Consider the following 24,954-nt stretch of genomic DNA (forward strand, 5'->3'; position numbering starts at 1 on the left):
CGCGACCAGCCCCACCCACCCGCACCGTCACGACGGCCTCTCCACGGCAGCGACACTCCCCCGCACCACAATGTGCGTACCGAGCAGGTGCCGCGCTCCAGCCACCTGTTCCGGATCCCGCAACGCGAACCGCACCGCGGCCCGCCCCAGTTCCTCCGCCGGCGTCCGCACCGTCGTCAGCGGCGGACTGAAGTCCTCGGCCAGCGGTATGTCGTTGTACCCGACGACGGACATGTCCTCGGGCACCCGCAACCCGGCGTCGGCGATCGCCCGCAACGCCCCCGCGGCCACCATGTCGTCCCCCGCGACCACGGCCGTGAACTTCCGCTCCCCCTTGAGGAGTTCGGTCATCGCCCGCAACCCGGCGGTCCGCCCCAGCCCGCAGTCGACCACGTACGCCGCCTCCTCCGGCAGCCCGTACTCCGCAAGCGCCGCCCGATACCCGGCGACCCGCGCATCGAGCGCCGTGTTGCCGGGCAGCCCCCCGAGGAACACGATCCGCCGATGCCCGGCCGACAGCAGATGCCCGGTGATGGCCCGGGCCCCCGCCTCGTTGTCGAACTCGACCACGAGGGCGGGTATGTCAGGAACCGGCGCCGGGCGGCCGCACAGCACCAGCCGGGACCCCGCCGCGTCCAGCGCCTCCGCGTACCGCGCCACGCGCTCCCGGTACGCGTCGTCCTCGACGACCCCGCCGACCAGGATCACCAGCCGCGCCCCCTCCTCCCGCATCAGCTGCACGAACTCCATCTCGCGCTGCGGGTCGCCGCCGGTCGTGCCGACCAGGCAGAGCCAGCCGTGGGCGGCGGCCTCGGCCTCGACGCCCTCGGCGACCTGCGCGTAGAAGGGGCTGGTGACCTGGCGGAGGACGACGGCGACCATCTTCCGGCCGCCGCCCACCAGGGCCCGCGCATGCGCGTTGGCGACGTAGTCGAGCGCGCGGGCGGCGCGCAGCACCCGGGCGCGGGTGGCGGGCGGGACCGGGTAGTTGCCGCTGAGCACCCGCGAGACGGTGGCCACGGACACCCCCGCCCGTTCGGCGACCTCGCGGATCGTGACCCGCCCCTTTGCCGTCGTCATGCCGCTCCTGTTCCCCTCGTACCCGGCCCTGTCGTGCCGCCGCCTCAGCTGCCCGCGGCGTACTCCTTGGCGTACTCCTCGGCCATTCTGTCGCCGCCCCGGGCCCGCCATCGGGCCACGGCGGTGTCGTAGTCGGACATCGAGGCGCGGCCGGCGATGACGGCCGTGATCGTGTCGTCCATCAGGGCCTTGAGCGTGGTGCCCTGGGCGGTCTCGGTGGCGGACTTGAGGCCGTAGGCGGCGTTGCGGACGGCGACCGGTACGACCTTGGTCTGCCAGTCGTGCAGCGCCCGTACCGCGTCGGGCATTCCGGGCACGAACAGCACCTGGGGGCCTTCGGCGAGGTAGCGGAAGGGCAGGTTGGTGACGTTCTCGACCTCGCCGAGCCTGGTGGGTTCGGGCGAGCCGTCCGTGCCGCGGGTGAAGTGGACGCCTTCAAGGCCGTAGTGGCTCAGCTCCCACTCCTCGGTGCCGAAGGGGGCGGCGAGGTAGTCGAGGAGCCTGAGCAGCATCTCGATGCGTTCCTTCTTCGCCGTCTTGAGGATCGTGTAGCCGAAGGAGCGGCGGGCGGCGACGATGCCGCCGGGGGTGCCGCCGACGCTGTACGGCAGGGCGGGCGCCGGGGTCAGCAGGCCCTTGGAGTCGGGGTAGCGGCTCTGGTAGGCGCCGAAGCCGTCCTGGAGGGAGCCGACGGTGCCGTTGAGGAAGAGGGTGCCGAGGTCGGCGGAGGAGATCGAGGTGGCGTCGGGGTGGTAGTCGCCGCTCTTGCGCAGGGCGGCCTGGTAGGCGACGGCCGCCTGGTAGCGCTCGTCGGTGAGGTTGGGGTGGAAGACGCCCTTGGCGTCGACCGCCCAGGTGTTGGGGGCGTTGTGGGCGGCGGCGTGCACGGCGTTGCCGAACAGGGAGCCGGCGGCGGCGCCGAGGGCGTACGTCCTGCCGTGCGTGGCCTTCGCGGCGACGGCGGCGAAGTCCTCGGAGGTCCAGCCGTCCGTCATCCCGGCGTCGGTGAACATCCCCTGGTTGAGCCAGAGCGTCGAGCCGGGCAGCGGGCGTTCGAGCGGGATGCCGTAGATCCGGCCGCCGATACGGCCCATGTCCCGCCAGGCGTCGGTGGGGATGCCGGCCAGGTTGGGGTAGTCGCGGACGGCGGCGCCGGAGAGGTACGGGGTGAGGTCCTCGGCCCTGCGCTGGACGAACTGGGCCTCGCGGGGCAGCGCGAAGCCGGAGAAGACGTTGAGGATGTCGGGCAGCGAGTCGGGGTCGCCGGCCATGACGGTGGCCATCTTCTTCTGGTAGTCGGCCTGCGGGATCACCGTGAACTCGATCTTGACGCCGAGGGCCTTCTCGACCGCCTCCCAGTACCGGTTCCGCGAGGCGCTCTTGGGCGGGGTGCCGAAGGTGACCGACATGACGCGGATCGTGGAGCCGTCGCCCGGGGTGCGCTTGACCGAGGTGGTCAGGTCGGAGGGGTAGGTCAGGTATCCGGCCTGGACGCCCGCGGTGGTGGGGGCGAGGTCGGGCTTCGGTCCGGCGGCTGCCACATGGGCGGGCCAGGGGGCGAGTTTCTTGCCCGCGTTGGAGACGTCGCCGTTGTCCGGGGCGGTGGAGCAGGCGGTCAGCAGACCGGGGGCACAGGCGGCGGCGCCACCCGCGGCCACGGTACGCAGCAGGGCGCGTCTGGACATGCTGGGCATGGCGAGTGACCTTTCCTGGAGCGCTGTTGACGGTGGATCAGCTCTTGACGGCGCCGGTGAGCACGCCCTTGGTGAAGTACTTCTGCAGGAAGGGGTAGACGGCGAGGATCGGCACGGTGGCGATCACCAGCACCGCCATCTGGATGGTCTGCGGAGCGTTGACGGTGCCGTCGCCCATGGTCTGGTCGGTGAGCCCGGAACCGGCCACGACGTAGGTGCGCAGCACCTGTTGCAGCGGCCAGTGGTCGCTCTCCAGGTAGAGGGAGGCGTAGAACCAGGAGTTCCAGTAGGCGACCGCGTAGAACAGGCCGACGACCGCGAGCGCCGCCTTCGACAGCGGCAGCACGACGGACCACAGCACCCGCAGGTCGCCGGCGCCGTCCAGGCGGGCCGCCTCGTACAGCTCCGCCGGGATGCCCTGGAAGAAGCCGCGCAGGACGACCAGGTTGAAGACGTTGACCAGGACCGGCAGGACCAGCGAGCCGTAGGTGTCGAGCAGGCCGAGGTCCTTGACCAGCAGGAAGCTCGGGATCATCCCGGGCGGGAAGAGGAAGGTGAACAGGACGAGCAGCAGCACCGGGCGGCCGCCGGCGACGCCGGGGCGGGACAGGGCGTAGGCGAGGGTGACCGTGCAGGCGAGGCTGAGCAGGGTGCCTACGACGGTGACTCCGGCGCTCACCCCGAGCGCGTGGGTGACGATGCCGCCGTCGAGGATGTCCCGGTACGCCTTGAGGGTGGGGTGCTCCGGCCACAGCACCCAGCCGCCGTTCGCCACGACCTCGCGTTGGGAGGCCAGCGAGGTCGACACGATCACCAGGAACGGCACGCACACCAGCAGCACGACGGCCGTCAGGGCCACCGCCTTGCCCGCCTGGGTGACGGGCTTCGGCTTCTCCATCCAGCCGGGCCGGTACGCCTGGGCGCTCATATGTAGACCCCCTGTTCGCCGAGCCGGTGGGCGACCTTGTTGGCCGCGTAGACGAGCAGGGCGCCGATCAGGCCCTTGAACAGGCCCGCGGCGGCCGCGTATCCGTAGTCGCCGCCGACGATGCCCTGGTAGTAGACGAAGGTGTCGAGGACCTCGGCGGCCTGCGGCCCGACCGCGTCCCGCTGGAGCAGCATCTGCTCGAAGCCGACGGAGAGGATGTCGCCGAGCCGCATGATCAGCAGCAGCACGACCACGGGTCGGACGGCCGGCAGGGTGACGTGCCAGAACCGCCGCCAGGGGCCCGCGCCGTCGATCGCGGCGGCCTCGTACTGCTGCTCGTCGGCCTGGGTGAGCGCGGCGAGGAAGATGATCGTGCCCCAGCCGGCGTCCTTCCAGATCACCTGGGCGACGACGAGCGGCCGGAAGGCGTGCGGGTTGCCGATGATGTCGACGGTGTGCAGCCCGGCGTCACCGAGGTAGCCGTTCAGCATGCCGGTGTCGCCCAGGAGTTGCTGGAACAGGGCGACGACGATCACCCAGGAGATGAAGTGCGGCAGATAGGCCACCGACTGCACGAACCGGCGCACGGTCGACCAGGTGAGGCTGTGCAGCAGCAGGGCGAGGGCGAGCGGCACGGGGAAGTAGAAGACGAGCTGGAGCAGGGCGATCCAGACCGTGTTGAGGACCGCGTCCCAGAACTCGGGGTCGCCGAACATCCGCCGGAAGTTGCCGAGTCCGACCCAGGGGCTCCCCCAGAGGCCGTCGAAGGGCACGTACTCCTTGAAGGCGATGACGTTGCCGAGCAGGGCCCCGTAGTGGAACACCAGGAAATAGGCGAGCCCCGGCAGCATGAGCAGGATCAGCGTCCCGCCGCGGCGTTTCTGAAAACCTTTTCGGCCGTTCCGAACGCCCGGTGAACGGCGGCGTGTCTGCCCGACGGCCGCCCTACCCGGACGCTCACGCAGCATCGCTGCCACGGAGCCTCCTCACCAAGGGGTGCTGGGTGAGGGGAAGTTAAAACGTTTCCAGAAGACGGGTCAACACTTCTGACACAACTGCCTTGTCAGGAAGGGCCCTTACCGGCTGCCCGGGGTGATCAGTCCGGTCTCGTAGGCGACGACCACGGCCTGGGCGCGATCGCGCAGCGAGAGTTTGCCGAGGACGCGGGAGACATGGGTCTTGACGGTGGCCTCGGAGAGATGGAGGCGGGCGGCCAGTTCGGCGTTGGAGAGCCCTTGGGCGAGCAGCCGCAGGACGTCGAGTTCGCGCGGGGTGAGGTGGGCGAGGTCGCGGTGCAGGGCGGCGGAGTCGGCGCCGGCCCGGGCGAAGCGTTCCACGAGGCGGCGGGTGATGGCGGGTGCCAGCAGCGCGTCGCCGTCGCGGACCGTGCGGACGGCGGCGGTGAGGTGCTCGGGTGTGACGTCCTTCAGCAGGAAGCCGCTGGCACCGGCGGACAGCGCCGCGTACACGTACCGGTCGAGGTCGAAGGTGGTCAGCATCAGGACCCGTGGCGGGTCGGGGGTGGCGAGGATCCGGCGGGTGGCCTCCAGGCCGTCCAGCTCGGGCATCCGGATGTCCATCAGGACGACGTCGGGCCGGGTGCGCCGGACCGCGTCCACCGCCTCCCGGCCGTCGGTGGCCTCGCCGACGACCTCGATGCCGTCGGCGGTGAGGATCAGCCGGAAGCCGGTGCGCACCAGGGCCTGGTCGTCGGCGACGACGACCCGTGGCGGACTCGGCGAAGAGCCGGTCGGTGAACTCACGTGCACTCCAGGGGGATCAGGGCCCGGACCCGGTAACCGCCCAGCGGGCACGGCCCGTTGCTCAGGGTGCCGCCGTGCACGGCGAGCCGCTCGCGCAGCCCGACCAGTCCGCGCCCGTTGCCCGTCGCGGCGGCCGGTCCCGGGGTGCCGCCGGAGTCGGTGACCTCGACGCGCAGTTCGCGCTCACCGTAGTCGACCCGCACGACGGCGCTCGAACCCCCGGCGTGCTTCAGGGCGTTGGTCAGCGCCTCCTGGACCACCCGGTAGGCGGTCAGCTCGACCCCGCCCGGCAGCGGCCGGACCGTCCCCGACACCGTGAGCTCCACGGGCGTACCGGTGCCGCGGGTGCGGTCGATCAGCGGCCCGAGCCGCTCCAGACCGGGCTGCGGCTCCAACTCGGCCTCGTCGGAGTCGTCGTCCATCGTGAGCAGTCCCATCACCTGCCGCAGCTCCCCCAGCGCCGTACGGCCGCCCGCCTCCACGGCGAGCAGCGCCTCGCGGGCCTGTTCGGGCTCGGCGTCCATGATCTTGCGGGCGGCACCGGCCTGGATGACCATCACGCTGACGTTGTGCGTCACGACGTCGTGCAACTCCCGTGCGATCCGCGCCCGTTCGTGGGCGACGGCGCTGCGCAGCGCCTCGGCCTGCCGATGCTCCACCTCCGCCAGCCGGACCCGGCTCTCGGCCGCCCGCACCTTCCAGCTCCGCAGTCCGACGGTGACCACCACCAGGGGGGCGGAGATCATCAGCGGCACGTACTGGGTGGGGACGGTGGGTTCGACACCGAAGGGGGTGTGCGGGACGGACCTCCCGATCGTGAAGGTGAGCAGCACGGCCAGCGCGAGCGTGGCGATCGCCGCCACCCGGTGGGGGCTGAAGGCGGCCGCGCTGTAGGCGGCGATGACACAGGCGTAGAAGGTGAGCCGGGAAACGTCCGCGGGGGTGAGCATGTTGGCCGCCAGCACGATCCAGAGCACGGCCAGCGGGTAGCGGCGGCGCCAGGCGAGCGGCACGGAGGCGAGGAGGACCAGACAGACCAGGCCTGCCGTGCCGTGCCGCCCGGTCGGCAGATCCGGGTCCACCGCGTAGTCGATCTCGGCGACGAGGACGACCAGGGCGAGAGCGGCGTCGAAGAGCCGGGACCGCGGGGTGGGCGCGGGCACGGGACCGTTCGGCCCGGCCAGCGCGCGCAGTCGGGCCAGCGGGGCGGGCGCCCCTGTCGTCGTCATCGCCCCATTCTCGACGCTGCCCGGCCCCCGGGCATCCCTCCCTCGACTACATCTCAGGGATGACCCGGCCGCCCTTACCTCCGACGCGGTACGGCGATTACGCCCCGCGCCCGTCGTGCCCGCCCCGCCCCGTTCCCTAGCGTCGGCGGCCACCGAGGGACGGAGACCCACCCATGACGACACCCCTGATCGAACTGCGGGACGTGACCAGGCGTTACGACGCCGGACCGCCCGCCCTGCTGGACGTGACCCTGACCGTGGCGCCCGGGGAGGCGGTCGCGGTCCTGGGGCCTTCCGGCAGCGGCAAGTCGACGCTGCTGAACCTGGTCGCGGGCCTGGACCGGCCGGACGAGGGCACGGTGACCGTGGACGGCGTCCGGGTGGACCGGCTCGGCGAGGCGGGCGCGGCCCGCTACCGGCGGGCGAAGGTCGGGATGGTGTTCCAGTTCTTCCACCTGCTGGACGACCTGACCGTCGCCGACAACATCGTGCTGCCCGCCCGGCTCGCCGGGGCGGGGCGGCGCGAGGCCCGCAGCAGGGCGGACGAGTTGCTGGAGTCGCTGGGCATCGCGGCCCGGGCGGCGGCCTACCCGGGCCGGCTCTCCGGCGGCCAGCGCCAACGCGTCGCGGTGGCACGGGCGTTGATGAACCGACCCGCGCTACTGCTGGCCGACGAGCCGACCGGCGCCCTGGACTCCGCGTCCGGCGCCGAGGTCGCCCGGCTCCTCAGGGAGCTGAACGCCGACGGCCAGACCCTGGTCCTGGTCACCCACGACCACGATCTCGCCCGGGCCTGCACCCGGCGCACGGTCCACCTCGCCGACGGCGGCATCACCACCGATGCCGCGACGGAGACCGACGTCGCGACGGAGGCGGTCCGATGAGCGTCCTGGTCCGGGTGGTCCGGTCGGGCATGGCCCGGCGCCGTACCCAGACGCTGGTCATCGCGCTGGCCACGCTGCTCGCGGTGACGGCGTCCGTGCTGGCCGGTGCGCTGCTGGTGGCCTCGCGGGCACCCTTCGACAAGGCGTTTGCCCGCCGGCAGGGAGCCCAGCTCACCGCGCAGTTCGACGCGCGCCGGGCCAGCACGGCCCAACTCGCCACCTCCGCCCACGCGTCCGGGGTGACGGAGGCTTCCGGCCCGTTCCCGACGACGACCGTCACGCCGGAGCACGCGAGCGCGCTGTCGGTCGTCGGACGGGCGGATCCCGGCGGAGCGGTGGACCGGCTCACGGTGACCTCGGGCCGGTGGCCGCGGCGGACCGGTGAGATCGTGCTCGCGTCGGACCCGGACGGACCGCCCGTGCGGCTCGGGCAGCGGCTGGCCTTCCCGGACCTGCCCGGCAGCCCGACGCTCACCGTGGTCGGCACCGCCCGCTCGGTGAGCCGTACCGCCGACGCGTGGGTGGTGCCCGCGCAGGTCGCCGGGCTCACCCGGTCCGGTCGCGCCGACGGCTACCAGATGCTCTACCGCTTCGCCCACGCGGCCACGAAGGCCGAGGTCGCCCAGGACCGCGCGGCGGTGGCGGCGACCGTGCCGAAGAACGCGCTCTCGGGAGCTCGGTCCTGGCTCTCCGTACGGGAGTTCGCCACGCGCGAGACCGCCCTGTACGTGCCGTTCCTGGTCGCCTTCGGGGTGCTGGGCCTGGTGATGTCGGCACTGGTCGTCGGGAACGTGGTCGCCGGAGCGGTGGGCACCGGACTGCGGCGGATCGGCACGCTCAAGGCGGTCGGCTGCACTCCGGGGCAGGTCGTCCGCGCCTACATGGCGCAGGCGCTGGTGCCGGCCGCGGTCGGCACCGGGCTGGGCGTGCTCGGCGGACAGTTGCTGGCCGCGCCGCTGCTGGCGGAGACCTCGGCCGTGTACGGCTCGGTCGGGCTCGGGGTCTCCGCCGGGGTCGATCTGGGCGTCGCCGCCGGGGTGCTGGGCGTGGTCGCGGGCACGGCGTGCGCCGGCGCCTGGCGGGCCGGACGGCTGCGCACGGTGGACGCGCTGAACGTGGGGCGCACCCCGGCACCGGGCCGGGGCCGTACGGCGGCCCGGCTGGCGGCACGGCTGCCGCTGCCCCGGCCGGTGGGCCTGGGGCTGGCCCGCCCCTTCCGGCGGCCCGCCCGCGCCGTCGCGATGGTCGCGGCGATCGCCTTCGGCACGGCGGCGGTCACCTTCGCCGTCGGGATGGCCGCGTCCCTGGGCGAGGTGATCGCGGCCAAGAACCACAACGCGGCCGAGGTGACCGTGGGCGCCGACCGGCCGGCGGGTCCGGTGCCGGTCGGACCGGGCGTGCCACGGGTGACGGCCGCCCGGGCCGCCGCCGTGCGGGCCGCGATCGCCGCCCAGCCGGGCACCCGCGACCAGTACGGCAGCGCCACGACCGAGGCCAAGGTCTCCGGGGTGACGGGCGACGTCCCGGTGGTCGCCTACGAGGGGGACGCCTCCTGGGGCGGTTTCGTGATGGTCTCCGGCCGCTGGATCCGGGCCGCGGGCGAGGCGGTGGTGCCGACCCCGTTCCTCACCGCGAGCGGAGCCGCCGTGGGCGACACGGTCACTCTCACCGTGGACGGTTCGCCGGTGCGGATCCGGATCGTCGGCGAGGTCTTCGACACGGGACAGCAGGGCATGCGGGTCTTCACGGACCTGGCGACGCTCCGGACGGCCGCCCCGGACCTGCACCCCTCCGAGCACGCCGTGCGGCTTGTGCCGGGCACCGACACGAAGGCGTACGTGACATACCTGAACGCGGCGCTCAAGTCCCTCGACGTCACGGCGACCGACACCAAGTCGGTGAACGGAAGTGACGCCGTGGTCGCCCTCGACACCCTGGCGGCGGCGCTCACCCTGATCCTGGTGGCGGTGGCCGGACTCGGCGTGCTGGGCGGGGTGGTCCTCGACACCCGCGAGCGCATCCGGGACCTCGGCATCCACAAGGCGCTCGGGATGACACCCCGGCAGACGGTGACGCTGGTGATCGCCTCGGTCGTCCTGCCCGGCGTCGTGGGCGGACTGCTGGGCGTACCGCTGGGCCTCGCGGTGCACCGCACGGTCATGCCCGCCATGGGCGACAGCGCGGGACTGCGCCTGCCCGACGCCGTCCTCGACGTCTACCGGACGCCCGAGCTGATCCTCCTCGCCCTGGGCGGTACCGGGATCGCGGTCCTCGGCGCGCTGCTCCCGGCGGGCTGGGCTGCCCGGGTCCGCACGGCGACGGCGCTGCGCACGGAGTAGATCGACGACCGCTGCTGGACGGGCCGGTGACGAGGCGTGAGACTGAGGGGATCGCACGCCCCGGCCCCCAGGACGGTGACCATGGACGACAGGACGGCGCCTCCACGCGTCGAGCTCACCCCGCAGGCCGCCGAGCTGGTGCGCCGACTGCACGACGAACACGGCCCGCTGATGTTCCATCAGTCCGGCGGCTGCTGCGACGGCAGCGCGCCCATGTGCTACCCGGACGGCGAGTTCCGCACCGGCGGCTCGGACGTGCTGCTGGCCGAACTCGCGGTGGACGGGGTCGCGGAGCCGGTCACCTTCTGGATGTCCCGCAGCCAGTACGAGGTCTGGAGCCACACCCGGCTGATCGTGGACGTGGTTCCCGGACGAGGGAGCGGTTTCTCGCTGGAAGCACCCGAGGGGGTGCGTTTTCTCACCCGTTCTCGTGTAGTAGACGTCTAGCAGACCTGTAGGTCACTCACGTCTGCTGCACTGCCCCCTGATATCCGCGGAAGTCGACGAGACATCAGGGGGTGCGGTGACGCATCGTCAGAGACGATTTGCAGCGACGACCCGAACTCTGTTCACGATCGCCACGACGTCCGGCGTGCTGGCCGGTGCGGCCCTCGCGGGGGCGGCACCGGCCGGCGCCGCGTCGGGCGCCGGCCGGATCTCGTCCGGTGTCAGCTACCGGCAGTTCGACGTCCCGGCGGCCAAGGGCACGGTCCACGCCCATCTGCTGACCGTCGACCTGACCAACCCGCACGTCCGCGTGGACCTGCTCCATCCGGACGCGGTGGCCGCCCGCGCCCAGGTGTCGGCGATGGCGGACGCGGCGGGCGCGGTCGCCGGCGTGAACGGCGACTTCTTCAACATCACCGAGACCCAGCACCCGGGTGTCGCGGCGACCGGTGCGAGCGTCGGCCCGGCGATCGCCCGGGGCCGGCTGCTCAAGGCGGCGGTGCCGACGGCCCAGCGGTTCGGCCCCTCCCTGCCGCCCGGCACGGACACCACCGACGTCTTCGGCGTCGGCGTGGACCGCCGGGCCCGGCTCGACCGGCTGACCCTCGTCGGCACGGTCCGCACCCCCGACGGGAACCTCGCGCTGCGCGGCCTCAACCAGTACGCGCTGGCGCAGGACTCCATCGGCGCCTACACCCCGGCCTGGGGCACCGTCTCCCGCAAGCGCGCCACCTGCGGCTCGGACACCAGCCGCGCGGCCGGCTGCAGCACGGACACCTACGAGGTGCGGATCCGCGACGGCAGGGTCGTCGCCACGTCCGCCACCCCGGGCAGCGGCGCGATCGCGGCCGGTACGACCGTCCTGCTGGGCCGGGAGGCGGGCGCGGACAAGCTGCGCACGCTCACCAAGGGCGAGCGGGTCAGGGTACGGAAGCGGATGGTGGCGTCGGCCTCCAGGATCCCCTACCGCTTCGCGGTCGGCGGCTACCCGGTGCTGCGCGACGGACAACCGCTGGCCGGCCTGAACAACACCACCTCGGCCGTGCGCACCGCCGCCGGCTACACGACCGGCGGCCACAAGCTCCTGCTCCTCGCCCTGGACGGCGCGGCCGCCTACCGCAGCGGCATGACCATCGCCGAAGTGGCCGACGAGATGCGGGAGTTGGGCGCGGCCGATGCGTTCAGCCTGGACGGCGGCGGCTCCACGACACTGGTGGCCCGCACCGCGGGGGCGAAGACGGTGAGCGTGCTCAACCACCCGACCGACAGCCCGGAGCGGGCCGTGGCGAACGGGATCGGGGTCTTCTGGAAACCCTGACCGCCCGGCTCAGGGCCGCAGGCTGCCGACCAGGTCGGCGGTCGCGGTCAGCCCGCTGCTGATGGTGGGCGCCATGCTGGTGCTGGCCAGATAGAAGCCGAGCAGCATGCAGACCAGGGCGTGCGAGATCTTCAGCGCGCCCTGGCGCATGAAGAGCACCGCCAGAAACAGGAGCAGCAGCACCACAGAGATGGAAACGGCCATCGCGAACCTCCTCCGCCACGCCCATGTCGAGGCGTTCGGCCGCAAGTGTGGCGTAGCGGAGGGTTGGTCGGTGCGGTTGACACGTCCCCCGTTCGAGTGGTGTTACGACCCCTGGTGGGCGTCCAGGAAGGTCTCCAGGCCGGCCAGGTCGTCGGTGTTGAAGTAGTCGACTCCGGCGGCGAGCAGCTCGCCCCACAGCGCGTCGCGCGCCGGTCCGGCGACGTCCGGGGTCGCCCAGAACCGGACCTTCTGCCCGTTCGCGTGCGCCTCGGCGATGATCCCGCGCAGCTTCTGCCGCTCGGTCTCGGGGAAGTCGCCCTCGCCCAGCCAGGTGAAGTTGAGGGTCCAGTTGTCGCTGATCAGCGGGACGAAGGAGGCGGGCGCCGAGGTGCCGAGGTCGGTGAGCCGGCCGTCGTAGAAGGCCCGGCGCACGGTCTGCGCCTCCATCGGCGTGCGCGCCGCCCGGTCACCGGAGATGACGTTGGTGACGGCACCGGGGACGACCCGGCCGTGCGCGTACGTCGTGAACAGGTGCGGGTAGCGCCGCAGATGACGGTCGAGTTCCAGATACGTCGAGGAGCCCTCGGTCTTGATGTCGATCAGCAGCTGCAGCGGCTGCCGCCACCCCCGGTACACCGAGCCGTGGTTGGCCTTCACGATCGCGGCCAGCGGGTCGAGGTAGAGGGACTCGAGGGTGCGGCTCGGGTCGAGGTCGTCCACGGTGTGGCCGATGAGCAGCTGGTCGCCGACGAGGAAGATGTCGGCCTCGACGCTGCCGAAGCGGTGGCCGAGGGCGTCGAAGAGGGGGTGGGTGTGCTCGTAGTCGTTGTGGGCGTGCGCACGCCACAGCGGCCGCGGGCCGCGGTGACCGCCGCCCGCCCAGGCCTGCCCGGGCAGCACGACGGCACCGGCGAGGGCGGCACCGAGAGTGGTGAGGGCTCTGCGACGGGTGGTGAGGGCCATGATGCTCTGCCTCCCTTGTAGGGCCATGAGGGACCGAAGGGAGTATGCGTTCGAGCAGGGCCCAATGGGTGTTTCTCCGCGACGAGTTGGCTGGACTGCCACCCCCGGTTCACTTCATGGGCGCCCCGAAGGGGCGCGGGGAACTGCGCGACCAGCCCCCACGCACCCGCACCCGACAACCGAAAATCACGGCGCCTGGAGATCGACCAATGCGGCCAGAGCCTCCCGATGCGCCCCCGCCGTACCGAAGGCGATCGAATCCGCCTTCGCCCGCTTCAGATACAGGTGGATCGGATGTTCCCAGGTCATACCAATGCCCGCATGCAACTGCAGCGCCTCCTCAGCCGCCCGCACGGCGACCGGCCCCGCGTAAGCCTGAGCAACGGCGACCAGAACATCCGCATCCCCGCCGGAGGCCAGCGCATCGGCGGCCCCCCGCGCGGCGGCCCGCAGGTTGACGACCTCCAGCCACAGCTGCGCCAGCCGGTGCTTGAGCGCCTGGAACCCGCCCACCGGCCGGTTGAACTGCTTGCGCTCCTTGAGGTACCGCACGGTCTCGGTCAACGCCCACTCGGCGACACCGAACTGCTCGGAGGCCAGCAGCCCGGCCCCGGCCCGCAGCGCACGCCGTACCGCGGGCTCGGCGTCGCCCACGCGACGCGCCGCCGCCTCGTCGAGGGTGACCGTGGCGAGCGGCCGGGTGAGATCGAAGGCGACCTGAGGAGCGACGCCCACCGCGTCCGCGGCGACCGCGTACAGCCCGCCGTCGTCCCCCGGCACCAGCAGCACATCCGCGGCGACGGCGTCCGCGATCCCGGTCAACTCACCGGTCAGCCGCCCGCCTTCGACCCGTACGGTCGTGAACGCGGCCCCCGGGGCGGCCTGCAGCCCCACGGCCAGCACCCCGATCGTCCGCCCGGACGCCAGCTTCCCGAGCAGTTCCTCGTCACCGCACTCCAGCAGCGCCTCCGTCGCCACCACCGCACTGGACAGATAGGGCACGGGAGCCACGGCCCGCCCCAACTCCTCCAGGACGACGGCGACTTCGCGGTGCGAGGCGCCCTGGCCGCCCAGCTCCTCCGGGACCAGCAGCCCGGCGAGCCCCATGCCGTCCGCGAGGGCCTTCCAGGCCGCGAGGTCGTGCGGGGCGTCCGACTCCGTGCGGGCGATGACGCCCGGCGCGTCACAGTGGTCGGCGAGCAGGTCCCGTACGGCCGCCCGCAGCGCCTCTTCCTCCTCCGAGTACAGCAGGTCGGTCATCGGGAGAGGTCCTTCCAGGCGACGTCCTTGTCGGTGCGCGGTTCCGAGGGCAGGCCCAGGACGCGTTCGGCGACGATGTTCAGCAGGACCTCGCTGGTCCCGCCCTCGATGCTGTTGCCCTTGGCGCGGAGGTAGCGGTAGCCCGCGTCCCGGCCAACGAAGTCGACGAGTTCGGGCCGGCGCAGGGTCCAGTCGTCGTACAACAGGCCTTCCTCGCCGCGGAGTTCGACCTCCAGGCCGCTGATCTCCTGGTTGAGGCGGGCGAAGGCGAGTTTCATGCCGGCGCCCTCGGGGCCGGGCTGTCCGGCGACGAGCTGCTGGCGCAGCCGTTCGGCGGTGAGCCGGGCGACCTCGGACTCGACCCAGAGCTTCAGCAGCCGCTGGTGCAGGTCGTGGGTGCGCAGTTCGGGGCGTTCGCGCCAGGTCTTCGCGACCGGGCCGATCATGCCGCCCTCGCGGGGCAGCCGCATGCCGCCGATGGCGACGCGCTCGTTGTTGAGCGTGGTCTGGGCGACCCGCCAGCCGTCGCCGATCTCACCGAGGCGGTGGGCGTCGGGGACGCGGACGTCGGTGAGGAAGACCTCGTTGAACTCGGCCTCGCCGGTGATCTGCCGCAGCGGTCGGACGTCCACGCCCGGGTCGGTCATGTCGCAGACGAAGTAGGTGATGCCCGCGTGCTTGGGCACGTTCGGGTCGGTGCGGGCGATGAGGATGGCCCAGCGGGCGTTGTGGGCGCCGGACGTCCACACCTTCTGCCCGTTGACGACCCACTCGTCGCCCTCACGCACCGCCCGGGTGCCGAGCGCGGCCAGGTCGGAGCCGGCGCCGGGCTCGCTGAACAGCTGGCACCAGACCTCCTCGCCGATCCACAGCGGCCGCAGGAAGCGCCGCTTCTGCTCCTCCGTGCCGTACTTGAGGATGGTCGGCGCAGCCATGCCGAGTCCGATGCCGTTGCGGCGGGAGTCGTTGTCGGGCGCGCCGGCGGCCTCCAGCTCGGCGTCCACGACGGCCTGGAGGGAGCGGGGCGCGCCGAGGCCGCCGAGGCCCTCCGGATAGTGCACCCAGGCGAGTCCCGCGTCGAAGCGGGCCTTGAGGAAGTCGAGCCGATCGGTGGTCTCCACCGGATACGCGGCCAGCAACTCGGCGGTGCGGCGCTGGAGTTCGGCGGCGTCGGTCATGCTGCGGCTCCGTTCGGTACGACCGTGACCCGGCCGGTGGTGACACCGTCACCGACCCGCTGCACGGCCGCCGCGGCCTCGGTCAGCGGCACCCGCTCGCTCACCAGCGGCTTGATGGCGCCACTCGCGGCGAGTTCGGTGAGCTGCTCGTGGCAGTGCAGGATCAGCTTGGGGTTCTTGGTGGCGTACAGGCCCCAGTGCAGGCCCAGGATGGAGTAGTTCTTCACCAGGGCGTGGTTGAGCGCCGGGCTCGGGATGGTGCCGCTGGCGAAGCCGACGACCACGATCCGGCCCTCGAAGGCGACGACCTTGGTGGACTGGGTGTAGGCCTCGCCACCGACCGGGTCGTAGATCACGTCGGCGCCCCGCCCGCCGGTGGCCTCCTTCACGGCGGCGACGACGTCCTCGGACCGTCGGTCGATGACGACGTCACAGCCCTGCTCGCGCGCGACGGCGGCCTTGTCGGCCCCGCCGACGACACCGATCACCGTCGCCCCGGCGGCCTTGCCGAGCTGCACGGCCGCGCTGCCGACCCCGCCGGCGGCGGCGTGCACCAGCAGCGTCTCGCCGGCCTGGAGCGCCGCCCGGCGGTGCAGGGCGAACCAGCCCGTCTGGTAGCCCACGTGGAGCGCGGCGGTCTCGGCGTCGTCCAGCGCGTCCGGCGCGGGCAGCAGGGCCGCGGCGTCCGCGACCGCGTACTCGGCGAAACCGCCGTGCGGCAGCACGGGGTTGGCGATCACGCGCCGCCCGTCCTCGGTCTCGCCGCAGATCTCCACCCCGGGGGTGAACGGCAGCGGCGGGCGCACCTGGTAGTGGCCCCGGCACATCAGCACGTCCGGGAAGTTGATGTTGGCGGCACGCACCCTGAGCAGCACCTGGCCGTCGCCGGGCGTGGGCCGCTCCACCTCCTGGAGCCGCATCACCTCGCTCGGCTCGCCGTTCTCGTGCACTTGCCATGCCTGCATGCGGTGCCTCCACGGGACTGCGTCGACTGCGTCGTCTGACCGGGGTCCACCGCATACTAAGCGGTCGCTTGTCATCCAGGGAACCGTGTCCCGGGTAACAGCGGATCCGTCACGCCTTCTTCGGCCGCGCCCGCACGTGCATCCGCTCCCCCTGCGGCCCGAACAGGCTGAGGAACTCCACCGGCCCCTCTCCCGTCGACCCGAACCAGTGCGGCACCCGCGTGTCGAACTCCGCCGCCTCCCCCGCCGCGAGGACGACGTCGTGGTCGCCCAGCACCAGCCGCAGCTTCCCCGACAGCACGTACAACCACTCGTAGCCCTCGTGGGTACGGGGCTCGGGGTCGAGTTTCCGCTTCGGTTCCACGACCTTGAAGGCCTGCAGCCCGCCCGGCTGCCGGGTCAGCGGCCAGAAGGTGCGGCCGTAGCGCTCCATGGGCTTGGCCCGGACCCGGGGGTCGCCGACCGACGGGGCGCCGACCAGTTCGTCCAGGGGCACCTGATGGGCCTGCGCGATCGGCAGCAGCAGTTCCAGGCTGGGCTTGCGCAGCCCCGCCTCCAGCCGGGAGAGGGTGCTGACCGAGATGCCGGTGGTCTCGGAGAGGGCGGCCAGGGTGACCTCCCGCTCCTTCCGGATCCGGCGCAGCCGGGGGCCCACCTCCGCGAGAACGTCGTCCGTGGCCATGGTCGTATTGCAGTTTCGGCAAAGACGTTTGTCAATCCGGCAGGCGGTGCGCGACCGTCGGCCCCGGAGGTGGTCACCGTGACCGATACGTACGAAGTGGTCGTCGTCGGAGGCGGCGCGGCCGGGCTGTCCGCCGCGCTGGTGCTGGGCCGGGCCCGGCGCCGCACCCTGGTGGTCGACGCGGGCGAGCCGCGCAACGCCCCGACGGCCCATATGCAGGGCTTCCTGACCCGGGACGGCATGCCGCCCGAGGAGTTCCTGGCCGTGGGGCGGGAGGAGATCGCCCGGTACGGAGTGGAACTGGTCCGGGACCGGGCGGTGGACGCCACCGGAGGCGACGGTTTCACGGTGTCGCTGGCGGGCGGCCGCACGGTCCGGGCCCGTCAGCTGGTCGTGGCCACCGGCCTCAAGGACGAGCTGCCGTCCGTGCCCGGGGTCGCCGAGCGGTTCGGCCGGGATGTGCTGCACTGCCCGTACTGCCACGGGTGGGAGGTCCGCGACCAGGCGTTCGGTGTGCTCGCCACGACGGCGATGAGCGTGCACCAGGCGCTGATGGTCACCCAGTGGTCCAAGGACGTGATCCTCTTCCTGCACCGGGTCGAGGAGGCCGAGCTGACGGACGACGATCTGCGCCGGCTGGCCGTGGCCGGGGTGCGCGTGGTGCCCGGCGAGGTGGCGGGGCTGCGGATCGAGGACGACCGGCTCACGGGCGTACGGCTGGCGGAGGGGAGCGTGCACGCGCGGGAGGCCCTGTTCGTCGCGCCGCGGCCGGTTCCGCGGAACGGCCTGCTCAGGGCGCTGGGCGCGGAGATGACGGAGACCCCCTTCGGCGCCTACCCCGTGATCGACGAGCGCGGTCTGACGACCGTGCCGGGGCTGTGGGCGGCGGGCAACGCCAGCGGGTTCGCCGAGCAGGTGGTCAACGCGGTGAGCCGGGGCTACCGCGCCGGCGCGGCGATCAACGGCGAGCTGCTCTTCGCGGACCTGGACGCGGCCGTGCGGGTGTAGTCCGGCCACACCCGTTGCACCATGGGCTGCATGCTGCTGACCCGGCTCGCCGAAGTGTCCCGGGAGGTGGCCGCCACCGCGGCCCGGTCCCGCAAGACCGCGCTGCTCGCCGAACTCTTCCGGGAGACGGCCCCGGACGACGTACCGATCGTCATCCCCTACCTGGCCGGACGGCTCCCGCAGGGCCGGCTCGGCGTCGGCTGGAAGGTGCTGAGCCGGCCGGTCCCGCCGGCCGCCGAGCCGTCCCTCACCGTGCGTGAGGTCGACGCCCGGCTGACCGGGCTGGGCAAGGTCTCCGGTCCGGGCTCGCAGGCCGAGCGCGCCCGGATCGTGGGCGAGTTGCTGGGCGCGGCGACCGCGGACGAGCAGCGCTTCCTGCTGGGGCTGATCGGCGGCGAGGTGCGGCAGGGCGCCCTGGACGCGGTGGCCGTGGAGGGGCTCGCGCGGGCGACCGGCGCGGACCCGGCGGACGTCCGCCGGGCGGTGATGCTCGCCGGGTCCCTGCAGACGGTGGCCGGGGCGCTGCTGGCGGAAGGGCCGCCGGCCCTCGCCCGGTTCCGGCTCACCGTGGGCCGCCCGGTGCTGCCCATGCTGGCGCACACCGCCTCCTCGGTGACGGAGGCGGTGGCGAAGCTGGGCGCCTGCGCGGTCGAGGAGAAGCTGGACGGCATCCGGGTCCAGGTCCACCGGGACGGCGACACCGTCCGCGTCTTCACCCGCACCCTCGACGACATCACCGACCGCCTCCCCGAGGTGACGGCCGCCGCACGGGAGCTGACGGGCGACCGGTTCGTCCTGGACGGCGAGGTGATCTCCCTCGACGCCGACGGCCGCCCCCGCTCCTTCCAGGAGACGGCGGGCCGAGTCGGCTCCCGGACGGACGTGGCGAAGGCGGCGCGGGAGGTCCCGGTCTCCCCCGTCTTCTTCGACGCGCTCTCGGTCGACGACCACGACCTCCTCGACCTCCCCTTCGCCGAACGGCACGCGCGGCTGGCCCGCCTGGTCCCCGAGCCGATGCGGGTGCGCCGGGCGCTGGTGTCGGGGCCGGGGGACTCGACGGCCGCGGCGGACACGACGGCGGCCGAGGACTTCCTCGCGGCCACCCTCGCCCGCGGTCACGAGGGCGTGGTCGTCAAGGCGCTCGACGCCCCCTACAGCGCCGGCCGTCGGGGCGCCTCCTGGCTGAAGGTCAAGCCGGTGCACACCCTCGACCTGGTCGTCCTGGCCGCCGAGTGGGGCCACGGCCGGCGCACCGGCAGGCTCTCCAACCTCCACCTCGGCGCCCGCACCCCGGACGGCTCCTTCGCCATGCTCGGCAAGACCTTCAAGGGCCTGACCGACGCCCTGCTGGAATGGCAGACCACCCGCCTCAAGGAACTGGAGGTCTCGGACGACGGCTGGGTGGTGACCGTACGACCCGAACTCGTCGTCGAGATCGCCTACGACGGCCTGCAGCGGTCCACCCGCTACCCCGCCGGTGTCACCCTGCGCTTCGCCCGGGTCGTCCGCTACCGCGAGGACAAGCGGCCTCAGGAGGCCGATACCGTGGAGACCCTGCTGGCCGCCCACCCGGAGGTACGGCCGTGACGGAACCGAGGCGAAGCGCCGGACTGCTGTTGTTCCGGCATACCGACAACGGCCTTGAGGTGTTGCTCGGCCATATGGGCGGCCCGTTCTTCGCGAAGAAGGACGCGGGTGCGTGGACCGTCCCCAAGGGCGAGTACGAGCCCGACGAGCCCCCCTGGGAGGCGGCCCGGCGCGAGTTCCAGGAGGAGCTGGGCCTGCGGCCGCCGGACGGCGAGGCCATCGGACTCGGTGAGGTCCGGCAGACCAACGGCAAGATCGTCACGGCGTGGGCGATCGAGGCCGACCTGGACCCGGCCTCGATCGCCCCCGGCACCTTCGTGATGGAGTGGCCGCCGCGGTCGGGCCGGATCCAGGAGTTCCCGGAGCTGGACCGGGTGGCCTGGCTCGGCCCCGACCGGGCCCGTGAGCTGATCGTCAAAGCCCAGGCCGCGTTTCTCGACCGGCTGGCGGAGCACACGGGCTGAACAGAGCCCCCTACGTTGCGATCGGCCCGGCCGCGCGGGAAGGTCATATCAAGCTCGCTCCCAGGGAGGTCAGCCATGCCCATCGCCACGGTCAATCCGGCGAACGGCGAGACGCTCGAAACGTTCGAAGCCATGGACGAGGACGAGCTCGAACGCCGGCTCGAACTCGCGGAGGCCACGTTCCGTACGTACCGCACGAGCGCCTTCGCCGAGCGCGCCCGGCTGCTGCACCGGGCCTCCGACCTGCTGGACGCGGACCAGGAGGACATCGCGCGCACGATGACCACCGAGATGGGCAAGCCGGTCAAGCAGGCCCGCGCGGAGGCCGCGAAGTGCGCGAAGGCGATGCGCTGGTACGCCGACCACGCGGAGGAGCTGCTGGCCGACGAGGAGCCGGCCGAGACGGACGTGAAGGACTCCGGCGCGTCCCGGGTCCGGGTGCGCTACCGGCCCATCGGCCCGGTGCTCGCCGTGATGCCCTGGAACTTCCCGCTCTGGCAGGTCGTCCGCTTCGCCGCGCCCGCGCTGATGGCGGGCAACGTGGGCCTGCTCAAGCACGCGTCGAACGTCCCGCAGACCGCCCTGTACCTGGAGGACCTGTTCCACCGGGCGGGCTTCCCGGAGGGCTGCTTCCAGACCCTGCTGATCGGCTCCGGGGCGGTCGACGACATCCTGCGCGACGAGCGGGTGCGGGCGGCGACACTCACCGGCAGCGAGCCCGCGGGCCGCGCGGTCGCCGCCACCGCCGGGGAGATGATCAAGAAGACGGTGCTGGAGCTGGGCGGCAGCGACCCCTACGTGGTGATGCCCTCGGCGGACATCGACCGCGCCGCACGGATCGCGGTCACCGCGCGCGTGCAGAACAACGGGCAGTCCTGCATCGCCGCGAAGCGGTTCATCGTGCACACGGCCGTCTACGACGCGTTCGCCGAGCGGTTCGTGGCGGGCATGGAGGCGCTGCGCACGGGCGACCCGATGGACGAGGGGACGGACGTCGGGCCGCTGGCGAGCGAGCAGGGACGCAAGGACCTGGAGGAACTGGTCGAGGACGCCAGGCGGTCGGGTGCCGAGGTGCTGTGCGGCGGGCAGCGGCCGGACGGGCCCGGCTGGTACTACCCGCCGACCGTCCTCGCCGGGATCCACCGCGACATGCGCATCCACCGCGAGGAGGCGTTCGGGCCGGTGGCCACGCTGTACCGGGCCGGGGACCTGGACGAGGCGGTGCTCATCGCGAACGACTCGCCCTTCGGGCTGAGTTCGAACGTGTGGACGCGGGACGAGGCCGAGGTGGACCGGTTCGTCCGGGATCTGGAGGCCGGTGGCGTGTTCGTCAACGGCATGACCGCCTCCCACCCGGCGTTCCCCTTCGGCGGGGTGAAGCGGTCCGGATACGGCCGTGAGCTGTCCGGGCACGGAATCCGGGAGTTCTGCAACATCACCACCGTTTGGCAGGGTGCGTGAGGGTCGCGCGGCTACGATCCCCGGTGTGAACCGCGAAGTGACTCTGCCTCTGATCGTCGACAACCGCGGTACCTTGCAGGTGGCCGCGGCCGACGTGAGTAAGTTGTTGCGGACCATGGGCGGGCGGTGGCTGCGTCTGGTGGAGGCCGGGGAGAGCGGGCTGGACGAGGACACGGTGGCGGCGCTGACGATCGAGCTGGCGAAGCTTGCGGATCGGATCGACGTGGCTTGTATCGCCCATAGCAGTGGGGAGTGAGGGTCGTTCGGCGGGTGCGGGTGGGTGGGGGCTGGTCGCGCCCACGCGGCGGAGCCGCATATCGATACAGCCCCGCGCCCCTTTACGTAAGTCCAGCCAGCGACGTCCAGAACATCTGCTCGTACGACTGGAGCAGGCGGCCGTAGGAGTAGACTCGTCCCTCGTCCAGTCGGCCGGTGGACAGGCCCGCCTCCACCGCTGCCTCTGCCTTGTGGTCCAGGGCGGGGGCCGGTGCTGCGAAGAAGTCGAAGAAGGCGCAGGCGTCGTCGGTGAAGGCGTAGTGCGTGCGCAGGGCCTCGGCGATGGTCGCGCAATAGGTGCCCCACGTAGCGAAGTTGGCCGTGATGGCCAGGACGGCGTCCGCCGGGGTCGCGTTCAGGGCGAGCCAGGAGATGTACGCCGGGTACGCCTGGCAGCCCGGTAGGGGCTCGTACGCTTGCATGCGCTGCTCATCCACTTCGCACGCCGCCATGAACGCGCCCAGCCGCTCTGCCGCCAGTTCCTCGCCCTCGGCCAGCATGGTGAAGAACCCGGCGGCCGCGGGCTCCTCGGCGGCGCGCTGCGCCAGATGCACGAACGCGCGGTGGTCGGCGGGAATCACGTGGTGTTGTTCCAGGGCCAGGACGGCGAGTGTCTCCAGACTCGCCCGGCCGCTGGCGACGGGGGGAACAAATGGATTCGCGTTCGGGTCCGGGGACAGCTCTGACCTGGTCGTTTTCAGCAGTTCCGCAGCCGTGCGGGGCATTGTTTCCTCCTCGTCGGGATTCATCGGCGCCGCTCCGACCCTGACACGGGGTCACCGGTTCGGAGTAGTCCGGCGAGAGATCATCGCCCTCACGGGTGATCGTGAGAAAACCACCTCCTGAGGTGAACCACCTTCTGGCCGGCGGGGTCAAAACCCGCCGGAAGGCTGAAAGCAGGCACGGTTCATGGCGACTTTGTGCAAGCCCTCAGTGTCGGTCCCGGAGTACGTGATCACGATGGAGGAGACGCTGGAACTGGCGCGCTCCCACCACGAGAACCACCCGCAGCTGCCGTTGGCGCTGAGACTGATCGAGAACACGGGCGTTCGCACCCGGCACATCGTGCAGCCGATCGAGGAAACCCTCAAGCACCCCGGCTTCGAGGAGCGCAACAAGCTCTACGAGGTCGAGGCCAAGGCCCGGGTCCCCGCAGTCATCCAGCGGGCACTCGACGACGCCGAACTGCTCACCAGCGACATCGACGTGATCATCTACGTCTCGTGCACGGGCTTCATGATGCCCTCGCTCACGGCGTGGCTGATCAACGAGATGGACTTCGACTCCACCACCCGCCAGATCCCCATCGCCCAGCTGGGGTGCGCGGCCGGCGGAGCGGCCATCAACCGGGCGCACGACTTCTGCTCGGCGTACCCGGACGCCAACGCGCTCATCGTGGCCTGCGAGTTCTGCTCGCTGTGCTACCAGCCGACCGACCTCGGCATCGGCTCGCTCCTGTCCAACGGCCTCTTCGGTGACGGCATCGCCGCCGCCGTGGTCCGCGGCAAGGGCGGCAACGGCGTCGAGCTCGAACGCAACGGCTCGTACCTGATCCCGAAGACCGAAGAGTGGATCATGTACGACGTCCGGGCCACCGGGTTCCACTTCCTGCTGGACAAGCGGGTCCCGGCGACCATGGAGCCGCTGGCTCCGGCCCTGCAGGACCTGGCGGGACTGCACGGCTGGGACGCCTCCGACCTGGACTTCTACATAGTCCACGCCGGCGGGCCGCGGATCCTGGACGACCTGAGCAAGTTCCTCCAGGTCGACCCGCACGCGTTCCGGTTCAGCCGGGCCACGCTCACCGAGTACGGCAACATCGCCAGCGCCGTCGTCCTGGACGCACTGCGCCGGATGTTCGACGAGGGCGGTGCCGAGCACCGGGCGCGCGGCCTGCTCGCCGGCTTCGGTCCCGGCATCACCGCGGAAATGTCGCTGGGTCGCTGGCGGCGTACGGACGAAGAGGCGGCATAACCGAGATGACGCTCACCGAACCACTCGACCCCGCGGAAGAGGCCGACGGCGAGGTCACCTGTCCGGTCCGGCACTGGAAGGTGCCGGACCTGGCGGGGGTGGACTTCGACCCCACCCTGGCCGAGCTGATGCGGGAGGGACCGGTCACCCGGATCCAGCTCCCCAACGGCGAGGGCTGGGCGTGGCTGGTCACCCGGTACGACGACGTACGGATGGTGGCCAACGACCCCCGGTTCAGCCGTGAGGCGGTGATGGAGCAGCCGGTCACCCGGCTCGCCCCGCACTTCATCCCGGACCGCGGCGCGGTCGGCTTCCTGGACCCGCCCGACCACACGCGGCTGCGCCGCTCGGTGGCCTCCGCGCTCACCACCAAGGGCGTGGAGCGGGTCCGGGAGAAGGCCCGCCGGATGCTGGACGAGCTCGTCGACGAGCTCGTCCAGGACGGGCCGCCCGCCGATCTCACGGCGACGATCCTGAGCCCGTTCCCCATCGCGGTGATCTGCGAGGTGATGGGCGTGCCGGCCGCCGACCGGCACACCATGCACATCTGGACCCAGCGGATCCTCTCCTCGTCGCACGGCAAGGAGGTCAGCGAGAAGGCCAAGCGCGAGATGGGCGCCTACTTCGCCGATCTCGTCGGGCTGCGCGACAACAGCACGGGCGAGGACGTCTGCTCGCTGCTGGGCGCCGCGGTGGGCCGGGGCGAGGTCACCCTGGAGGAGGCCGTCGGTCTGGCCGTCCTCCTCCAGATCGGCGGCGAGGCGGTCACCAACAACAGCGGGCAGATGTTCTACCTGCTGCTGACCCGCCCCGACCTCCTGGACCGGCTGCGCACCGACCCGGGGATCCGCCCCCGGGCGATCGACGAGCTCCTGCGCTACATCCCGCACCGCAGCGCGGTCGGGCTGTCCCGGATCGCCCTGCAGGACGTGGAGATCAAGGGCGTACGGATCCGCGCGGGCGATCCGATCTACGTCTCGTACCTGGCCGCCAACCGCGACCCGGACGTCTTCCCGGACCCCGAGACGATCGACTTCACCCGCAGTCCCAACCCGCATGTGTCCTTCGGGTTCGGCCCGCACTACTGTCCCGGCGGCCAGCTCGGCAGGCTGGAGGAGGAACTCCTCGTCGACGCCCTGCTGGACCGGCTGCCCGGGCTGCGGCTCGCCGTACCCCCGGAGCAGGTGCCCTTCCGAAAGGGCGCGCTGATCCGGGGACCCGAGGCCCTTCCGGTGACCTGGTGAGTGGCC

The 24,954-nt window shown here is 72.3% G+C and carries 24 protein-coding genes; 11 read left to right on the forward strand and 13 right to left on the reverse strand.

All coding sequences use genetic code 11. From position 1 onward, the window contains the following. Positions 1 to 27 precede the first annotated feature (27 nt). From ACFZDK_RS27190 to ACFZDK_RS27215, 6 genes are all read right to left on the reverse strand, one after another. Positions 28 to 1,080 carry a substrate-binding domain-containing protein gene (locus tag ACFZDK_RS27190; protein ID WP_390976353.1) on the reverse strand — a complete coding sequence of 351 codons (1,053 nt, stop codon included), beginning with the start codon at positions 1,078 to 1,080 and terminating at the stop codon, positions 28 to 30. 44 nt (positions 1,081 to 1,124) lie between these two features. Further along, positions 1,125 to 2,774 carry an extracellular solute-binding protein gene (locus ACFZDK_RS27195; protein WP_390976355.1) on the reverse strand — a complete coding sequence of 550 codons (1,650 nt, stop codon included), beginning with the start codon at positions 2,772 to 2,774 and terminating at the stop codon, positions 1,125 to 1,127. Between the two features lie 37 nt (positions 2,775 to 2,811). Continuing rightward, entirely contained in the window at positions 2,812 to 3,702 is an 891-nt protein-coding gene (locus ACFZDK_RS27200; RefSeq protein WP_390976357.1) for an ABC transporter permease subunit, read from the reverse strand. Continuing rightward, a complete protein-coding gene (locus tag ACFZDK_RS27205) occupies positions 3,699 to 4,553 on the reverse strand; it encodes an ABC transporter permease subunit (RefSeq protein WP_390976358.1) in 855 nt (284 codons plus the stop codon). Before ACFZDK_RS27205 ends, ACFZDK_RS27200 begins: the two co-directional genes overlap by 4 nt. A 225-nt stretch (positions 4,554 to 4,778) precedes the next feature. Beyond that, complete coding sequence (locus ACFZDK_RS27210; RefSeq protein ID WP_390976360.1) at positions 4,779 to 5,471, reverse strand: response regulator; 693 nt, start codon at positions 5,469 to 5,471, stop codon at positions 4,779 to 4,781. Continuing rightward, positions 5,462 to 6,694: a histidine kinase gene (locus tag ACFZDK_RS27215; protein ID WP_390976362.1), complete on the reverse strand. Its 1,233-nt coding sequence runs from the start codon at positions 6,692 to 6,694 to the stop codon at positions 5,462 to 5,464. The genes ACFZDK_RS27210 and ACFZDK_RS27215 overlap by 10 nt, the downstream gene beginning before the upstream one ends. 173 nt (positions 6,695 to 6,867) lie before the next feature. On the opposite strand from ACFZDK_RS27215, the gene ACFZDK_RS27220 reads away from it, so the two are divergent. From ACFZDK_RS27220 to ACFZDK_RS27235, 4 genes are all read left to right on the forward strand, one after another. Beyond that, the gene (locus ACFZDK_RS27220; protein WP_390976363.1) at positions 6,868 to 7,578 is read left to right on the forward strand and encodes an ATP-binding cassette domain-containing protein; all 711 of its coding nucleotides are present in this window, start codon (positions 6,868 to 6,870) and stop codon (positions 7,576 to 7,578) included. Then, positions 7,575 to 9,917 (forward strand): FtsX-like permease family protein, encoded by a 2,343-nt coding sequence (locus ACFZDK_RS27225; protein ID WP_390976365.1) that lies wholly within the window; start codon positions 7,575 to 7,577, stop codon positions 9,915 to 9,917. Before ACFZDK_RS27220 ends, ACFZDK_RS27225 begins: the two co-directional genes overlap by 4 nt. 81 nt (positions 9,918 to 9,998) lie before the next feature. Beyond that, a complete protein-coding gene (locus tag ACFZDK_RS27230; protein ID WP_359222398.1) occupies positions 9,999 to 10,364 on the forward strand; it encodes a DUF779 domain-containing protein in 366 nt (121 codons plus the stop codon). Positions 10,365 to 10,440: 76 nt separating this feature from the next. Next, positions 10,441 to 11,682 (forward strand): phosphodiester glycosidase family protein, encoded by a 1,242-nt coding sequence (locus tag ACFZDK_RS27235; protein ID WP_390976367.1) that lies wholly within the window; start codon positions 10,441 to 10,443, stop codon positions 11,680 to 11,682. A gap of 9 nt (positions 11,683 to 11,691) precedes the next feature. Here the strand turns inward: ACFZDK_RS27235 and ACFZDK_RS27240 are convergent, their stop codons facing one another. The 6 genes from ACFZDK_RS27240 to ACFZDK_RS27265 all read right to left on the reverse strand — a co-directional run bounded on the left by ACFZDK_RS27240 (position 11,692) and on the right by ACFZDK_RS27265 (position 16,934). Then, positions 11,692 to 11,886 carry a hypothetical protein gene (locus tag ACFZDK_RS27240; protein WP_355720240.1) on the reverse strand — a complete coding sequence of 65 codons (195 nt, stop codon included), beginning with the start codon at positions 11,884 to 11,886 and terminating at the stop codon, positions 11,692 to 11,694. A 102-nt stretch (positions 11,887 to 11,988) separates the two neighbouring features. After that, positions 11,989 to 12,849, reverse strand: a complete 861-nt coding sequence (locus ACFZDK_RS27245; RefSeq protein ID WP_390976369.1) for a phosphatidylinositol-specific phospholipase C/glycerophosphodiester phosphodiesterase family protein — start codon at positions 12,847 to 12,849, stop codon at positions 11,989 to 11,991. A 186-nt stretch (positions 12,850 to 13,035) separates the two neighbouring features. After that, on the reverse strand, positions 13,036 to 14,109 hold the full coding sequence (locus ACFZDK_RS27250; protein WP_390976371.1) for an acyl-CoA dehydrogenase family protein: 1,074 nt from the start codon (positions 14,107 to 14,109) through the stop codon (positions 13,036 to 13,038). After that, positions 14,106 to 15,287: an acyl-CoA dehydrogenase family protein gene (locus ACFZDK_RS27255; protein WP_390976373.1), complete on the reverse strand. Its 1,182-nt coding sequence runs from the start codon at positions 15,285 to 15,287 to the stop codon at positions 14,106 to 14,108. Before ACFZDK_RS27255 ends, ACFZDK_RS27250 begins: the two co-directional genes overlap by 4 nt. Continuing rightward, the gene (locus ACFZDK_RS27260; protein WP_390976375.1) at positions 15,284 to 16,252 is read right to left on the reverse strand and encodes a zinc-binding dehydrogenase; all 969 of its coding nucleotides are present in this window, start codon (positions 16,250 to 16,252) and stop codon (positions 15,284 to 15,286) included. The genes ACFZDK_RS27255 and ACFZDK_RS27260 overlap by 4 nt, the downstream gene beginning before the upstream one ends. 109 nt (positions 16,253 to 16,361) lie before the next feature. Beyond that, positions 16,362 to 16,934, reverse strand: a complete 573-nt coding sequence (locus tag ACFZDK_RS27265; protein WP_390976377.1) for a cupin domain-containing protein — start codon at positions 16,932 to 16,934, stop codon at positions 16,362 to 16,364. A 78-nt stretch (positions 16,935 to 17,012) separates the two neighbouring features. On the opposite strand from ACFZDK_RS27265, the gene ACFZDK_RS27270 reads away from it, so the two are divergent. The 5 genes from ACFZDK_RS27270 (at position 17,013) to ACFZDK_RS27290 (ending at position 21,710) form a co-directional block, all read left to right on the forward strand. Continuing rightward, positions 17,013 to 17,942 (forward strand): FAD-dependent oxidoreductase, encoded by a 930-nt coding sequence (locus ACFZDK_RS27270; protein ID WP_390976379.1) that lies wholly within the window; start codon positions 17,013 to 17,015, stop codon positions 17,940 to 17,942. 30 nt (positions 17,943 to 17,972) lie between these two features. Further along, positions 17,973 to 19,529, forward strand: coding sequence for an ATP-dependent DNA ligase (locus tag ACFZDK_RS27275; RefSeq protein ID WP_390976381.1), 1,557 nt, complete (start codon positions 17,973 to 17,975; stop codon positions 19,527 to 19,529). Next, a complete protein-coding gene (locus ACFZDK_RS27280; RefSeq protein WP_390976383.1) occupies positions 19,526 to 19,993 on the forward strand; it encodes an NUDIX domain-containing protein in 468 nt (155 codons plus the stop codon). Before ACFZDK_RS27275 ends, ACFZDK_RS27280 begins: the two co-directional genes overlap by 4 nt. A 75-nt stretch (positions 19,994 to 20,068) precedes the next feature. Continuing rightward, positions 20,069 to 21,454 carry an NADP-dependent succinic semialdehyde dehydrogenase gene (locus ACFZDK_RS27285; protein ID WP_390976385.1) on the forward strand — a complete coding sequence of 462 codons (1,386 nt, stop codon included), beginning with the start codon at positions 20,069 to 20,071 and terminating at the stop codon, positions 21,452 to 21,454. A 25-nt stretch (positions 21,455 to 21,479) separates the two neighbouring features. Further along, positions 21,480 to 21,710, forward strand: coding sequence for a DUF6213 family protein (locus ACFZDK_RS27290; RefSeq protein ID WP_390976386.1), 231 nt, complete (start codon positions 21,480 to 21,482; stop codon positions 21,708 to 21,710). Between the two features lie 82 nt (positions 21,711 to 21,792). Here ACFZDK_RS27290 and ACFZDK_RS27295 read toward each other — a convergent pair whose 3' ends face one another. Further along, on the reverse strand, positions 21,793 to 22,455 hold the full coding sequence (locus tag ACFZDK_RS27295) for a transcriptional regulator (protein WP_390976388.1): 663 nt from the start codon (positions 22,453 to 22,455) through the stop codon (positions 21,793 to 21,795). A gap of 184 nt (positions 22,456 to 22,639) precedes the next feature. Here ACFZDK_RS27295 and ACFZDK_RS27300 point away from each other — a divergent pair, with 184 nt between their 5' ends. Both ACFZDK_RS27300 and ACFZDK_RS27305 read left to right on the forward strand, forming a co-directional pair. Further along, positions 22,640 to 23,704: a 3-oxoacyl-[acyl-carrier-protein] synthase III C-terminal domain-containing protein gene (locus ACFZDK_RS27300; RefSeq protein ID WP_390976390.1), complete on the forward strand. Its 1,065-nt coding sequence runs from the start codon at positions 22,640 to 22,642 to the stop codon at positions 23,702 to 23,704. After that, a complete protein-coding gene (locus ACFZDK_RS27305) occupies positions 23,701 to 24,948 on the forward strand; it encodes a cytochrome P450 (protein WP_390976517.1) in 1,248 nt (415 codons plus the stop codon). The genes ACFZDK_RS27300 and ACFZDK_RS27305 overlap by 4 nt, the downstream gene beginning before the upstream one ends. Positions 24,949 to 24,954: the final 6 nt, after the last annotated feature.

Origin of the sequence: Streptomyces sp. NPDC007901 (assembly GCF_042959465.1) — a bacterium.
Classification (GTDB): Bacteria; Actinomycetota; Actinomycetes; order Streptomycetales; family Streptomycetaceae; genus Streptomyces.